General features: G+C 70.7%; 11 protein-coding genes. 6 read left to right on the forward strand and 5 right to left on the reverse strand.

Annotation, left to right across the window (positions count from 1 at the left end; translation table 11 throughout):
- Positions 1-88 precede the first annotated feature (88 nt).
- On the reverse strand, positions 89-2,602 hold the full coding sequence (locus ACFV6H_RS11870; RefSeq protein ID WP_385540835.1) for a beta-glucosidase: 2,514 nt from the start codon (positions 2,600-2,602) through the stop codon (positions 89-91).
- A gap of 152 nt (positions 2,603-2,754) precedes the next feature.
- Here ACFV6H_RS11870 and ACFV6H_RS11875 point away from each other — a divergent pair, with 152 nt between their 5' ends.
- Positions 2,755-3,339: a TetR/AcrR family transcriptional regulator gene (locus ACFV6H_RS11875; protein WP_384781474.1), complete on the forward strand. Its 585-nt coding sequence runs from the start codon at positions 2,755-2,757 to the stop codon at positions 3,337-3,339.
- A 134-nt stretch (positions 3,340-3,473) separates the two neighbouring features.
- Entirely contained in the window at positions 3,474-4,814 is a 1,341-nt protein-coding gene (locus ACFV6H_RS11880) for a pyroglutamyl peptidase (RefSeq protein ID WP_385540837.1), read from the forward strand.
- A gap of 106 nt (positions 4,815-4,920) precedes the next feature.
- Here ACFV6H_RS11880 and ACFV6H_RS11885 read toward each other — a convergent pair whose 3' ends face one another.
- Positions 4,921-5,745, reverse strand: coding sequence for an EI24 domain-containing protein (locus ACFV6H_RS11885; RefSeq protein ID WP_385540839.1), 825 nt, complete (start codon positions 5,743-5,745; stop codon positions 4,921-4,923).
- Between the two features lie 144 nt (positions 5,746-5,889).
- Between ACFV6H_RS11885 and ACFV6H_RS11890 the strand changes: the two genes are divergently transcribed.
- Positions 5,890-8,490, forward strand: a complete 2,601-nt coding sequence (locus tag ACFV6H_RS11890; RefSeq protein WP_385540840.1) for a M14 family zinc carboxypeptidase — start codon at positions 5,890-5,892, stop codon at positions 8,488-8,490.
- 108 nt (positions 8,491-8,598) lie between these two features.
- On the opposite strand, the gene ACFV6H_RS11895 is transcribed toward ACFV6H_RS11890, so the two are convergent.
- Positions 8,599-9,027 (reverse strand): organic hydroperoxide resistance protein, encoded by a 429-nt coding sequence (locus tag ACFV6H_RS11895; protein WP_066944416.1) that lies wholly within the window; start codon positions 9,025-9,027, stop codon positions 8,599-8,601.
- A 65-nt stretch (positions 9,028-9,092) separates the two neighbouring features.
- Positions 9,093-10,112 carry an NADP-dependent oxidoreductase gene (locus ACFV6H_RS11900; RefSeq protein ID WP_385540842.1) on the reverse strand — a complete coding sequence of 340 codons (1,020 nt, stop codon included), beginning with the start codon at positions 10,110-10,112 and terminating at the stop codon, positions 9,093-9,095.
- A 93-nt stretch (positions 10,113-10,205) separates the two neighbouring features.
- Here ACFV6H_RS11900 and ACFV6H_RS11905 point away from each other — a divergent pair, with 93 nt between their 5' ends.
- Positions 10,206-10,640: a MarR family winged helix-turn-helix transcriptional regulator gene (locus ACFV6H_RS11905; protein ID WP_385540844.1), complete on the forward strand. Its 435-nt coding sequence runs from the start codon at positions 10,206-10,208 to the stop codon at positions 10,638-10,640.
- A 75-nt stretch (positions 10,641-10,715) separates the two neighbouring features.
- Here ACFV6H_RS11905 and ACFV6H_RS11910 read toward each other — a convergent pair whose 3' ends face one another.
- On the reverse strand, positions 10,716-11,588 hold the full coding sequence (locus ACFV6H_RS11910; protein WP_385540846.1) for a hypothetical protein: 873 nt from the start codon (positions 11,586-11,588) through the stop codon (positions 10,716-10,718).
- An 81-nt stretch (positions 11,589-11,669) separates the two neighbouring features.
- Between ACFV6H_RS11910 and ACFV6H_RS11915 the strand changes: the two genes are divergently transcribed.
- The gene (locus ACFV6H_RS11915; RefSeq protein ID WP_385540848.1) at positions 11,670-12,236 is read left to right on the forward strand and encodes a hypothetical protein; all 567 of its coding nucleotides are present in this window, start codon (positions 11,670-11,672) and stop codon (positions 12,234-12,236) included.
- 248 nt (positions 12,237-12,484) lie between these two features.
- Positions 12,485-13,528 (forward strand): rod shape-determining protein, encoded by a 1,044-nt coding sequence (locus ACFV6H_RS11920; protein WP_384781457.1) that lies wholly within the window; start codon positions 12,485-12,487, stop codon positions 13,526-13,528.
- Positions 13,529-13,650: the final 122 nt, after the last annotated feature.

Below are 13,650 nucleotides of genomic sequence, written 5' to 3' on the forward strand. Positions count from 1 at the left end.
CGGGCTTCCGGACAACCGGGCTACCGGATGGCACGGGCCCCGGGACGGTGCTGTCAGGTGCGCCCGTCCCGGGGCCGTCTTCAGGCCCTCACGCGCCGGGGCGCGCCTCCACCGTGGCGCTGAGCCTGCGGTCGGCGACCGAGCGGCCCGCCTGGACCTCGTAAGTGCCGGGCACGAACGACCAGGCGCCGGACTCCTCGTCCCAGATCTCGAAGGCCCTGCGCGGCAGCGGGATCCGTACCTCCACGGTCTCTCCCGGGCCCGCCTCGACGGTGGCGAAGCCCGCCAGCCAGCGCGCGGGACGCTCCACGCTGTCGGCGCTGTCGGCTGCGGATGTGCCGACCACGGGCGCCAGATAGAGCTGGACGACCTCACGGCCCGCGCGGACACCGGTGTTGCGCAGCCGCACCCGGGCCTCGCCGGCGGTGGCCGCGATCGTCTCGTACTCCCAGTCGGTGTAGCCGAGGCCGTGGCCGAAGGCGTACGCGGGTGCCGTTCCCGCGCGCTCCCAGGCCCGGTAGCCGATGAACAGGCCCTCGGTGTAGTGGAGTTCGCCTCCGTCGGGAGTGGTCGCCGAGACCGGCGCGTCGGCCAGGGCGACCGGCCAGGTGGTGGGCAGCCGGCCGCCGGGCTCCTCGGCGCCGAGCAGCACATCGGCGAGAGCGGCACCGCCCTCCTGGCCAGGGAACCAGCTCAGCAGGATCGCGGCCACGGAGTCACGCCAGGGCAGCTCCACCGGAGAGCCGGTGTTGACGACCACCACGGTGTTCGGATTGACCGCCGCGACGGCCCGTACAAGATCGTCCTGGCGGCCTGGAAGCTTCAGGTCCTTCCGGTCGAAGCCCTCGGACTCGACACGCTCGGTGGTGGCGACCACGACGACGGCGGTGTCCGCGCCGCGCGCGGCCTCCAGGGCCTCGGCGATCAGCTCGTCGGGATCGTGGCGCGGGCCGAGATGGAGCAGCGAGAAGGCGACGGCCTTGATCGGCGCGTCCGGGATCTTGTGGACGGTGTGGAGGAGGGAGATCTCGACGCGCTCGCCCTCGGTCAGCTCCGCGTGTGCGCGCTCCACCGGGCCGCCGAAGAACTCCTCGAACGGATCGGAGGCCGGTTTCGGCTCCTCCGTACCGTCGAAGAGGACCTCGCCGCCGACGGTGAGCACGAAACCGCCGAGACCGCGGGTGCCGAAGGAGTGCCTCCCGCTCTCGCGAGGGACGAAGGAGCCGGTCAGCTCGACGGTGTGCAGCTCGTCGTGGGTGACACCGTCGGGCAGGTCGCTGCCCGCCCACTGCACCCGGCCGCCCGGCACGGTGGCGGTCCCGAGGATCCGTCCGTCCGCCGCGCGGCAGACGGCGGTCAGCTCGAATCCCCGGTCGGCGGCGGCGAGTTCATCACTGGGATCGGCGCCGATCGAATAGGTCAGGGCGCCCTCGGGAAGGGCCGCGGTGAGACCGTCGAGCGGTGAGACGACATGGTCCGGGAAGACCACGGCGGAACCGCCGCCGAGGATACGGGCGTCACGGGCCGCAGCGCCGATGAGTGCGACGGTGCCGGTCCCGGCCGGATCGACGGGCAGCGCGGGCCGGCCGTCCCGTACCTCGTCCCGTACCTCGTTGCGTACGAGGACGAACGAGCGGCGGGCGATCTCGCGGGCGAGCGCGTCGCCGTCGACCGGCGCCGGGTGTTCGGTGACGGCCGGCGGTGCGCCGTCGAGGATGCCGACGCGGGCGGCGAGCCGCAGCACGCGCCGTACGGCCTCGTCCACAGCGGGCTCCTCCACCTCACCGGCGCGTACGGCCGCGACGAGCGCCTCGCCGTAGACCGTCCTCGGTCCCGGCATCGCGGCATCGAGACCGCCGAGGAGGGCACCCACGGTGGAGCGCGCGGCCAGCCAGTCGGAGACGATGAAGCCGTCGAAGCCCCATTCGCCGCGCAGGACCTCGTTCTGGAGATAGCGGTGCTCGGTCATGGTCGAGCCGTTGACCTGGTTGTACGCGGCCATGATGCCCCAGGGATGGGCATTGGCCACGATGGCCTCGAACGGCGCGAGATACAGCTCGCGCAGCGGACGCGGAGCCACGATGTTGTCGACGGTGAAGCGGTCGGTCTCGGCGTCATTGGCCACGAAGTGCTTGACGGTGGTGCCGACTCCGCCGTCCTGGACGCCCAGGACATATCCGGTGCCGATCTCGCCGGTCAGATACGGATCCTCGCTGTACGCCTCGAAGTGGCGCCCGCCGAGCGGTGAGCGGTGCAGATTGACGGTGGGCGCCAGCAGCACATGGACACCCTTGCGGCGGGCCTCCTGTGCGAGCAGCCTGCCCGCCCGGCGGGCCAGCTCCGGGTCCCAGGAGGCGGCGAGCGCGGTCGGCGACGGCAGGGCGACGGACGGATCGTCGGCGGTCCAGCGGACGCCGCGGACTCCGATGGGCCCGTCGGACATCACCAGGGAGGCAAGACCGATCTCGGGGAGCGCGGGCAGGGACCACATGTCCTGGCCGGCCAGCAGCCGGGCCTTGGCGGCCAGATCCAGTTTGCCGAGCGCCGCCTCGACAGCGGCGTTGCGGGCCTGATCGGCCCGGGTGTTGGATGCGCCTGCCACGGCCGTACCTCCTCGTCGAGTACCGGTGAATGGTGACATGGTGGCCCCATTATCTGTAGATGAGTAGATTACGTTATCCATTTGTTACTTATGGATGACGGTGGACAGCCGGCGGACAGAGCGGAAAACAGAGCGGAAAGGAATCCGGCCTGATGGCGAGAGCCAGAAGCGAGGAGCGGCGGGCGGAGATCCTCCGTGCCGCCCTCGAAGTGATCGCCGAGCGCGGCTACCGAGGCACGACCCTGGGCGCGGTGGCCGAGCGTGTCGGCCTCACCCAGCAAGGGCTGCTCCACTACTTCCGCACCAAGGAGGCGCTGCTCGTCGCCGTACTGGAGGAGCGCGACCAGTGGGACACGGGCGGCGGGAGCGGCGGCCGGCAGGGCTGGCGGCTGGAGCTGCTGACCTCGCTGGTCGAGTACAACGCGATGCGCCCGGGGATCGTGCAGACCTTCTCGGCGCTGCTCGGCGAGAGTGTGACGGAGGATCATCCGGCCAGGGAGTTCTTCAGCCACCGCTATGAGCAGGTCCGGAGCGAGATGGCGGATGTGCTGCGCGACGAGTTCGGCGACCGGCTGCCGGGCGGGCTCACTCCGGAGCAGGCCGCGCCGCTGCTGACCGCCGTGATGGACGGACTCCAGTACCAGTGGCTGCTGGACCCGGAGTCGGTGGACATGCCGGCGGCGTTCCGCGACTTTCTGACGCTGCTGCGCGCGGGAGGCCCGGGTCCACGGGACTGATCGGCCCAGTGCGCGCGTAACTGACCGGCCGGTGACCGGAGTTACGGCCGGTCAGGCGCCATGGTCAGAAGACCGGTACGGAGGCGATACTTCCGCCACCCGACGGAAGGACTCCCGTGAGACTCATGAGGCCCATGAGCCGGACAGGTGTACGCGTATGGACACGCGGACGGATACGCCCGGAGCTGACCGGACTCGTACTGCTCACCGCCACCGCACTCACCCTGGCCGCGCCGCTGCCGCTCGCCACCGCCCGGCCGGCCCTTGCCGCCAAGACCACGGAGACGGCTGGGACCGCCGCAGCCCTCACCGTCGAGGAGCAGCGTCTCGACCGGGCCGTACCGCAGGAAATCCTGCGGCGCAGCGGTTTCGACGGCGTGGCGCCGGAGTTCGTACGGTCACTGCGCCACGCGGACTCCTACGCCGAGGCGGAACGGACCGTCGGGCGCCAGGGTGCGCGGCTGTGGCAGCGGGCGGTGGACCGGGCACAGGGCCGCGGTCCCGCCGGCGGTGATCTGAGCCGGGACGACGACCGGCCGCTGTACTGGGCGCGCCTCGGGATGACACGTGAACTGCGCCAGTGGGAACCGGAGTTCCGCCTCTCCGAGGCCGCGCGCTCGGCTCTGCTCGGCACGCTGGAACGCTCCTCGCGCGGCCAGGACTCCCTGACCTTCTCCGGCGGAAAGGCGGACCAGGGCAAGGGCAAGAGCCGGCAGGGCGTCAAGCGCATCGTGATGACCGGCTTCGATCCGTTCACCCTGGACCGCGACATCCGGATCAGCAATCCGTCGGGAGCGACGGCGCTGGCCCTGGACGGCACGGTCATCAGGACCGCCGACGGTCCGGCCCGTATCGAGACCGCCGTCTTCCCGGTCCGCTGGGCGGACTTCGCCGACGGCACGGTGGAACGGGCCCTGCGCGGCCCGCTGTCCCGGGCCGATCTGTTCACCACGGTGAGCCAGGGCCGGGTCGGCCGGATCGATGTCGAGCGTTTCAACGGCGCCTGGCGCGGCGGATTCGGCGACAACGACAATGTCTCCGAGACCGGACTCGTGCCGGTGAGCGATCCGGCCTCACAGCCGCAGTGGACGGTGACCAGCCTGCCGTACGCCGCGATCACGGCGGCGGCGACCGGACGGTTCCCGGTGTACGACAACACCTCGGTGACCGAGATCCCGGCGGGCGCGACGGCTCCGGTGGTACGGCCGGCCGGACCGACGCCCGGTTCGGCGGCCCGCGCGGGCGGCGGCGGGGACTATCTCTCCAACGAGATCGCCTACCGGGCGACGCTGCTGCGCGACCGGCTCGGCCTGGACATCCCGGGCGGCCATGTGCACACGCCCGTCCTCCAGTTCGGAGCCGGGAACACCGATCCGGCGACCGGGACGGTGACCGATCCCGAGTTCGTCCGGAACCGGCTGGACATCATCGCCCAGATCAGGGCGATCATCACGGTGGCCGCCGAGTCCTCCTGACACGGCGGACGCGGCGGCCACGGCGGACGCGACGGACCGGACGGACCGGACCGGACGGCCCCGACGTGGCCGCGAAGTCCGGTCGTACAGCGCGGTCGTACAGCGCCTACTTGTCGAGAGTGAGCGGTGCGCCCGTCCTGGGCGCACCCTCGCCGCTCGCTCCGCCGCTCGCCGCACCGTCCGGCGCGTCCTCCGGCGCCGCGGCCAGCTCACGGGCCATCAGCGTGGCTCCGGCCACCGCGCCCGGCATCAGGAACACCGCCACGACCGGTACGAGAAAGGCGAGCGTCAGCGGCACACCGAAGCCGAGGGCCAGCATCCGCCGGCCCCGGAGCATGGTCAGCCGCTCCTTCAGCTCGACACCGCGCCGCTGGAGCGCCACCGCCGTCAGCTCCTCCGTCAGAAAGAAGCCGGACACACAGAAGCCGAGCACGGGAATCACGGTCTGCCCGATCACCGGGATGAAGCCGAGCGCGAAGAGCAGGACGCCGTACAGCGTCACCCGTACCAGGATCCGCAGGCTGTCCCGGGCGGAGATCAGCAGCTCTCGCCAGAGCGGCAGGCCCGACTCGGGGACCTCGCCGCCCTCGGCGCGGTCGACCGCCTCCGAGAGCGACTCGTAGAAGGGCTGGCCGACCAGCAAGGTCACGGCCGTGAAGGTCACCACGGCGAGAAAGAGGCCGAGCGCGAAGAGGAGCACGGTCAGCGAGCCACGGAAGAGACCGAGCCAGGGCGAGGACCAGTCGTCGGCGAACGGAGTCGCCCAGGCCGTGAGATCGTCGGCGCCGTAGAAGAGCGCGACGAGCGCGCCCGCGTACAGCACCAGTGTGACCAGTCCGGGCAGCAGCCCGAATCCGAACCATCGGCCATGGCCCGCGACCCAGCGCTGGCCCTTCATCAAGTAGCCGAAGCCGGCCCCGAGATCATGCATGGAGTTCACCCTACCCACGACGTGGACACCCTCTTGTCGTTCGGTCGCCCACCCTGTAAACCCTGCATACCGATCACTGTCGATCGATTCTCTATATCACCGATCACTTCTGATCATTTCCGAAAGCTCGGAGGGTACAGACGCATGGGGATACCCAGACCCGTCCTGCTGACCACCGCCGTTACGGCCGGTGCTCTGCTGCTCGCCCCGCTCCCCGCCACCGCCGCTCCCGGGCAGGACGCCCGGTCGGCGCATCCCGTACGCGAGAGCGGCGGCCCGGCCTCCATGGCCGCCACCGGCACCGTCGCCGCCACCGGGAAGTCCTCCGCTGCCTCGCTCGGCGCGCTCACCGCCCTCGGCACACCCGGTCCCGCGCTGCGCAAGGACGGCGGCTATCCGCGCCGTACGGTCCTCGAAGCGCCGCCCGAGAACCCGGCCGACAAGTCGGTCAAGCTCGGTCTCACTCCGTACCACTCCCTGGCGCCCAGGCTCAACGCCCTCCAGAAGCTGGGCGATCGCGTCAGCGTCGAGGTCGCGGGCCGCTCCGCCGGCGGACACGACCTGTATCTCGTCACCGTCACCGCACCCGAGAGCGCGCACGAGGCGCGCGAGCAGGAGCGGATGCGCGAGCTGATCGAGGACTCGCCCGCGTCCGCCGCCAAGGACCGCCGGATCAAGTCGGACTACAAGACGCCGGTCTTCATCAACAACAACATCCACGGCAATGAGTGGGAGGGCACCGACGCCGCCCTGAAGCTCATCGAGGAGCTGGCGAAGGCGAAGGACGGCAGGACGCGCGAGCTGCTCGCCACGAGCCGGATCTATCTCAATGTGACCGCCAATCCGGACGGCCGGATCGCCGGTACGCGCGCCAACGGCAACAACTTCGATCTGAACCGGGACTTCATCACCGGCTCGCAGCCCGAGACGCGCGCCATGCGGCAGATCGCCATCGACAAGCAGCCCGCCGTGATGCTCGATCTGCACGGCTATGTCAACGGCACCCTGATCGAGCCGACGACTCCGCCGCACGGCGAGAACTACGAGTACGACCTCTTCCTGAAGAACACCTACGCCAACGCCCTCGGTATGGAGAAGGCGGTGAACGACCTCGGCTACACCTCCGCGAAGGACGGTGTCGAGCCGCCCGTGATCCCCTTCCGCGACCAGCAGGAGGGCTGGGACGACTGGCCGCCGATCTTCACTCCGCAGTACATGGCGTTCCAGGGCGCGGTGGCCTCGCACACCGTCGAGATCCCGATGCGGGTCAACAACGCCTCGTACGACTCCCTGTCCGTCGAGGAGCTGCGCCGGCGGTCCGCGATCAACACGGACATCGCGGGCGCGGCCATGCGCGCGACTCTCGACTACACCTACCGCAACCGCACCTCGGTGATCGCCGACCAGATCGAGACGTTCCGGCGCGGCGCGGCGGGCGAGGCCCAGCGGCCGGTCTCCGAGCAGACCGTGCCGGGAGTGCCGGGCATCGGCCCGGAGGACGTGTATACGACGGACTTCCCGCGGGCGTATGTGATCCCGGCGGGCGAGGGCCAGCGCTCCGCGACCGCGGCGGCCCGGCTGGTGGACCATCTCATCGCCAATGACGTACGCGTCGAGCGGGCGTCGGCCGGCTTCCGGCTGGCGGGACGTTCGTATCCGGCGGGCTCGTACGTCGTGGACATGCACCAGTCCAAGCGCGGGATCGCCAATGTGATCCTCTCCGAGGGCCGTGACATCAGCGCGGACGTCTCCACGATGTACGACATCTCCGGGTGGAGCCTCGGGCTGCTCTGGGGCGCGAGCGTGGACAAGGTGCAGAAGGCCGACGGCGGGCTGCGGCTGCACAGCCGTACGGTCCATGCCGCCGCGCCGACCGGCTCGGTCGCGGGCGGCAGCCGTGGCCACGGCGATCTGCGGCTGCGCCTGGACGATCCCAAGGAGCTGACCGCTCTCAACTCCCTGCTGGCGCAGGGAGTGAACGTACGGCGGGCGGGCGATGGTTCCGCGATCGTGCCGTCCTCGGCGCGTCGTCAGGCCGTCGTCCTCGCCGACCGGTACGGAGTCGTCTTCGCCGCGACGAAGGAGAAGGGCTCCGGTTCGCTGCACCGTACGCGGGTGGCCGCCGCGGTGACGCCCGGCGAACTGTTCGGGCTGCGTGAGATGGGCTTCGAGGTGGTGCCGGTCTCGACCGCGATCCTGAACGCGGGCTTCGACTGGTCGGCCGCCGATGTGCTGTACGTCTCCTCGGGCCTCTCGTACGGCAGTCTCAACCCGGCCGCGCGCGAGGCGCTGAACGGATTCCTCGCCGGTGGCGCGGGAGTTGTCGGACTCGGTTCCGCGGGTGCCTCCTTCAACACGGCGACGGGCCTGCTGGCAGCCAAGGCGGTGGCGGGCAACGGTGACGCCAACGGTGTGGTGCGGGTGGCCAACGCGGGCGGTCCGATCACGGGCGGCGCCCTCGCGCACTCCTTCGTCTACGCGCCGCGGTGGTTCACCGACCTCGGGCCCGGAGTGCGGGCCGACCAGTCGTACGGCACCGGCAATCCGCTGGTCTCGGGCCACTGGCGTGCGAACGGGAGCGGTACGGGCGGGCCCGCGGACGCGGCGGGCAAGGCCTCGATCGTGAGCGGAACGTCCGCGCAGGGCGCGCCGGTTGTGCTGTTCGGCACCGAGCCGCTGTTCCGTGACCATCCCAAGGGCGTGTTCGCGCAGCTCGGCCGCGCGCTGCTCGCCTCGGCGAAGTAGCACCCGGCGGACAAAGGCTGACAGAGCCCGAGGGCCGGATCCCACGGGGATCCGGCCCTCGGTCGTTCAGGTCCTACGGTGCCGTGCTGCGTGATCAGTGCTGTGTGATCAGACGACCGACAGCTCGACCTTGATGTTGCCGCGGGTCGCGTTGGAGTACGGGCACACCTGGTGCGCCTTCTCCAGCAGGTCCTTGGCGGTCGCCTCGTCGACGTTCGGGATGGACGCCGTCAGCTCGACCTCAAGACCGAAGCCGCCGGCCTCGGTCTTGCCGATGCCGACCTTGGCGGTCACCGTCGAACCGGAGATGTCGGCCTTCTCCCGGCGGGCGACGACACCGAGCGCACCCTGGAAGCAGGCGCTGTACCCGGCGGCGAAGAGCTGCTCCGGGTTGGTCCCGGCGCCGCTGCCACCCATCTCCTTGGGCGGGTTGACGACGACGTCGAGCTTGCCGTCGTCGCTGGAGACACGGCCGTCACGGCCGTTCTCCGCGGTGGCGACGGCGGTGTAGAGGACATCGATCTTCTGGATGCTCATACGGTGCGTTCCTCCTGTTGTACGCCGCGGCTCGCGCCCACGGACCACGGCGGCCTGAGTCGAGCCTAGCTGTTCAGCGTAACGATCATCTTTCCGGTGTTCGCACCGCGCAGTACTCCGAGGAACGCGTCGAAGCCGTTCTCGATGCCCTCGACCACGGTCTCGTGGTGCTTGAGCTCACCGGAGGCCAGCCAGCCGGCGACGTCCTTGACGAATTCCGGCCGCAGTCCGTAGTGATCGGTGACGATCATGCCCTGGAGGCGCAGCCGCTTGCCGACCGCGAGGGCGAGATTGCGCGGGCCCGGCGCCGGTTCCGTGCTGTTGTACTGCGCGATCGCGCCGCACAGGACGGCCCGGCCGAAGGGATTGAGCGAGGAGATCGCGGCTTCGAGATGCTCGCCGCCGACATTGTCGAAGTAGAGGTCGATGCCGTCGGGCGCGGCCTTCTTGAGCTGCTCCCTGACCGGGCCGTTCTTGTAGTTGAAGGCCGCGTCGAAGCCGTACTCCTCGACCAGGAGCTTCACCTTCTCGTCCGAGCCGGCGGAGCCGATCACCCGGGCGGCGCCCTTGATCCTGGCGAGCTGCCCGGCCTGGTGGCCGACGGCACCGGCCGCGCCGGAGACGAAGACGGTGTCGCCCTCCTTGAAGGAACCGGTCTCGAAGAGGCCCACGTAGGCGGTGAGACCGGTGCCGCCGAGCACTCCGAGATACGCGGAGAGCGGAGCGAGGGAGGCATCGGCCCTGAGGGCGCGCTCGGCAGGGAACTCCGCGTACTCACGCCAGCCGAGACCGTGGACGACATGGTCGCCGACGGCGAAGCCCTCGGCGCGGGAGGCGATGACCTCGCCCACCGCCGCACCGTCCATCGGCTGGTCGAGCTGGTACGGAGGCACATACGACTTGACGTCGTTCATCCTGCCGCGCATGTACGGGTCGACCGAGAAGTGCAGATTGCGGACCAGGATCCGGCCCTCGCCGGGCTCGGTCACCGGTACCTCGCGCAGAGCGACATCCGTCGGCTCCGGCCAGCCATGAGGGCGGGCGACAAGATGCCAGGCGCGGCCGGACTCGGGAAGTGCGGTCATGGAGCGGGGCCTCCTCGGTTGAAGCTTCACTACCTGAAAGAACCATGCTCCTGAATATTTCATGTTGTCAAGTAACTGGCTATGCTCGTGTCCATGGCCACTCCACGCACAGACCCGCTGAGCCTCGAAGTAGTCGAGCTGATCGGCACCGTCGTGGCCCGCTACTACGAGGAGTACGACCAGGCCGCGGCCGAACACTCCCTCACCGGCGCGCAGGCACGCGTCCTGCGACTCCTTTCCATGGAGCCCATGCCCATGCGCCGGATCGCACAGAAGCTGAAGTGCGAGCCGTCCAATGTCACCGGCATCGTGGACCGGCTCGAAGCGCGCGATCTGGTGGAGCGGCGTCCGGATCCGGCCGACCGCCGGGTGAAGCTCGCCGCTCCGACCGAGAAGGGCCGGGCGACGGCGGCGCTGCTGCGGAACTCACTGAACTTCGCGCGGGAGCCGCTCGCGGAACTGTCCGAGGAGGAGCGCCGGATGCTGCGCGATCTGCTCAAGAGGATGCTGGGCGAGGACGTGGAGTAGCGGGCGCACGCGGGATCGCGTAGGTGGACCGGGTACGGCGCGTACGCGGACCAGGTACGGCGATCAGGAGCACGATCAGGAGCAGAAGATCCACAGGATGCAGGTCTCGGTCGGCTCGGGAGCCGGCGGAGGCGGCGGCGGAGGCGCCTGTGTCGTCGGGCTCCCCGAGGTGGGCTCCTCGGTGGGCCCGGAAGGACCGGTCGTTCCCGGTGTGGTGGAACCGTCGGGACCGGGCGAGCCGGACGCGGACGGATCCGGACTGCCACCCTCCGCCGTGCCCGCCGAGCCGGAAGGCGACGCGGCCGGGGCGGCCTCGCCGGACGCCGACGCAACGGGTTCGCCACTACTGCCGGGACTCGCCGAACCGGTCGTACCGGGATCCGTGGACGGCGCCGGTCCCGGATCGTCGGGAGCCTCGGGCCGGTCCGTGTTCTGCGGTCCGCCCTCGAAGTCGACCGGAGTCTCCTCCTTGACAGCGGAGGCACGGTCCTTGCCCGGAGGCTCCATGGCCAGCTCGGCCAGGCCCAGCGTGGCGAGCGAGAGCAGTACGCCGAAGGTCGCTATGAGCACCTTGCGCCGGCGCTTGCCGCGCGCCCGGCGTGGTCTGCCACGCGTACGGCGAGGCCGGGACTGGCCCTTGCGGCGGCGCGAGGACGAGCCGCGCCGCACCGGGCCCGGCTCCGGACGGCGGCCGGACAGTACGACCTCACCGAGCACGAGCTCACCGTCCGGCGCGTCCTCGTACTCTCCGTGATCTTCGGTGCCCTCGCCGTCCCGGTCCGGGCGGCGGCTGTGGTGCGGCCCGGGGGATGGCGGGGCTTGCTGCCTGAGCTCCTCGGCGGGGGTGCCGCATCCGGCGCACGTGAGTGCTCCGTTGAGGTGCCGTCGGCACTGGTCGCAGTAGTCCATGGCGCCCCGCAGATTATGCGGCGGCAGGGCGACGCGCATAGACGAGGCTGTGAGGGTCTTGTGTGGACTGCCGTGTCATGCGTGTCTCCGGCCTTCCGTGGGTACCGGCAAGATGGCGGTATGACGTCCAATGGACCGTTCGGTCCGCTCGAATTCCAGCTCGTCCTGCTGCGGCGGATGGCCGACCATCAGCCCGAGCTGGTCGACGACGCCCGCCGTGAACTGGGCATGTCCCTGGCCGAGATGCGTGAGGCGAACCGCCGCTGGCAGGCGATGGTGCGCGCGCCACGGGCCCGCGGCGCGCTGTCCCGTTACCGCTCCGTCCTCGGCGAGCCGGAGCTGACCTTCCGTCGGGCCGTCGGCGATCTGGAGTGCGACGCCCTGCTCTGGCCCGTACCGCTCTGGCCAGGTCTGCGGTTCGAGGTGATGGTGGCGCCGGGCGGGGCCGTATGGAACGAATGGCTGGTACGCGCGCCGGGGACGGCCGGTCCCGAGCTGCGTACGGCCGGCGATCTGCGCCCGTGGTCCTGCACCGTGGACGAGGTCGCGCGGGCCTTCCCGCCCGCCCGGCCGATGCAGGGCAGCGCGCCGACCAGGCTACGGCTGGCATTCACTCTCCCGGGCGGCGGTCCGGGCGTCGCGGACTTCACCTGGGGGCTGTTGCAGCACTGGTCCGAGACGCGCTAGGACGAGTCGGAGCGGACCGGGCACGGCCCGTCGGGAGCACCGGAAACGGCGCGGCCGGGCGATCCGGACTGGCCGTACGACCAAGGCGTACGAGTCGCGGACACGGCCGCCGACACCTCCTGCCGCGCCGTCAACTCCGTACGCCCGACCGGCGCAACCCAGCGCGCGCCGCGAGGGCCGTCGCAGCACGATGCGAACAGGGCCGGCCGCCGCCGGTGAACCCATCAGCGCTCTCGGGAGACCCTGCCGTGACCGTCAGTCTTGAGCAGTTGCGACGCTGCCACATCGCCGTCGACCTGGGGGCCGCCAGGACCCGGGTCTTTGTCAAAGGAGCGGGGCTCGTCGTCGACGAACCGAGCGTCGCCGCCATGAACACCCGTACCGGTGCGCTCATCGCCGTCGGCGCCCTCGCCGAGCAGATGACGGGCCGTACGCCCGACTACATCCGGGTCGTCCGGCCGGTCTCCGGCGGGACGGTCGTCGATATCGAGATGGCCCAGCGCATGCTCCGCCAGCTCCTCGGTGACAAGCTGCGCCGCCAGCTCCGCCGCAAGCCACGGCTGCGCGCCGCCGCCTCCACTCCGCACGACAGCGATCCGCTCGCGCAGCGCGCCGCCGTGGAGACACTGATCGGTCTCGGCGCGCGCCGGGTCGAACTGGTCGACACGCTGATCGCCGCGGCCGTCGGCTGCGGACTGCCCGTGGAGCAGCCCACCGCCAATATGATCATGGTCTGCGGCGCGGCGACCACCCAGGTCGCGGTCCTCTCCCTCGGCTCGATCGTCACCGCCCAGCGGATCCCGGTCGGCGGCAACGCCATCGATCACGCGGTGATCCAGCATCTGCGTCACCAGCACGAGCTGCTGCTGCCCAGCCAGTCCGTACGCCCGCTGCAACTCGCGCTCAGCGACAACGGCCTCACCGCGCAGGGCCCGAGCACCACCGAGATCCACGGCCGGGACGTGGCCACCGGTGTCGCCCGTTCGGTGCTGGTGGACACCGCCGCCGTACGGGACGCGATCTACTCACCGCTGACGGCCGTCCTCGACGGCATCGGCAAGGTGCTCAGGGACTGCCCGCCCGATCTGGTGGCCGATCTCGCGGACGGCGGGATCACGATGGTCGGCGGCAGCGCGCTGATGCCCGGTCTCGACCAGATGCTGCGCAATGCGACGGGCATGCCGGTGGCGATCGCGGAGCGTCCCGACATCTGCGCCGTACTCGGCCTCGGTGCGATGCTGGAGGGAAAGATTCAGCCAATGGTCCTGAACCCGCTGGCCGTGGTCCGCTGACGGCGGAGCCGCCGCTCGACCGACGAACGGCCGGCCGGCGGCGTGCAGGGCGGGCGAGAAGACGAGCGGTGCGATGAGCGGAGAGCCGGAGGCAGGACAGGAACCGGAGGCCGCGCGGGAGC

This window comes from Streptomyces sp. NPDC059743 (assembly GCF_042732975.1).
Taxonomy (GTDB): domain Bacteria; phylum Actinomycetota; class Actinomycetes; order Streptomycetales; family Streptomycetaceae; genus Streptomyces.

Coding starts and splice junctions, on each gene's coding strand:
- ACFV6H_RS11875 (WP_384781474.1), top strand. CDS start 2,755: ATGGCGAGAGCCAGAAGCGAGGAGCGGCGGGCGGAGATCCTCCGTGCC.
- ACFV6H_RS11880 (WP_385540837.1), top strand. CDS start 3,474: ATGAGCCGGACAGGTGTACGCGTATGGACACGCGGACGGATACGCCCG.
- ACFV6H_RS11885 (WP_385540839.1), bottom strand. CDS start 5,745: ATGCATGATCTCGGGGCCGGCTTCGGCTACTTGATGAAGGGCCAGCGC.
- ACFV6H_RS11890 (WP_385540840.1), top strand. CDS start 5,890: ATGGGGATACCCAGACCCGTCCTGCTGACCACCGCCGTTACGGCCGGT.
- ACFV6H_RS11895 (WP_066944416.1), bottom strand. CDS start 9,027: ATGAGCATCCAGAAGATCGATGTCCTCTACACCGCCGTCGCCACCGCG.
- ACFV6H_RS11900 (WP_385540842.1), bottom strand. CDS start 10,112: ATGACCGCACTTCCCGAGTCCGGCCGCGCCTGGCATCTTGTCGCCCGC.
- ACFV6H_RS11905 (WP_385540844.1), top strand. CDS start 10,206: ATGGCCACTCCACGCACAGACCCGCTGAGCCTCGAAGTAGTCGAGCTG.
- ACFV6H_RS11910 (WP_385540846.1), bottom strand. CDS start 11,588: ATGCGCGTCGCCCTGCCGCCGCATAATCTGCGGGGCGCCATGGACTAC.
- ACFV6H_RS11915 (WP_385540848.1), top strand. CDS start 11,670: ATGACGTCCAATGGACCGTTCGGTCCGCTCGAATTCCAGCTCGTCCTG.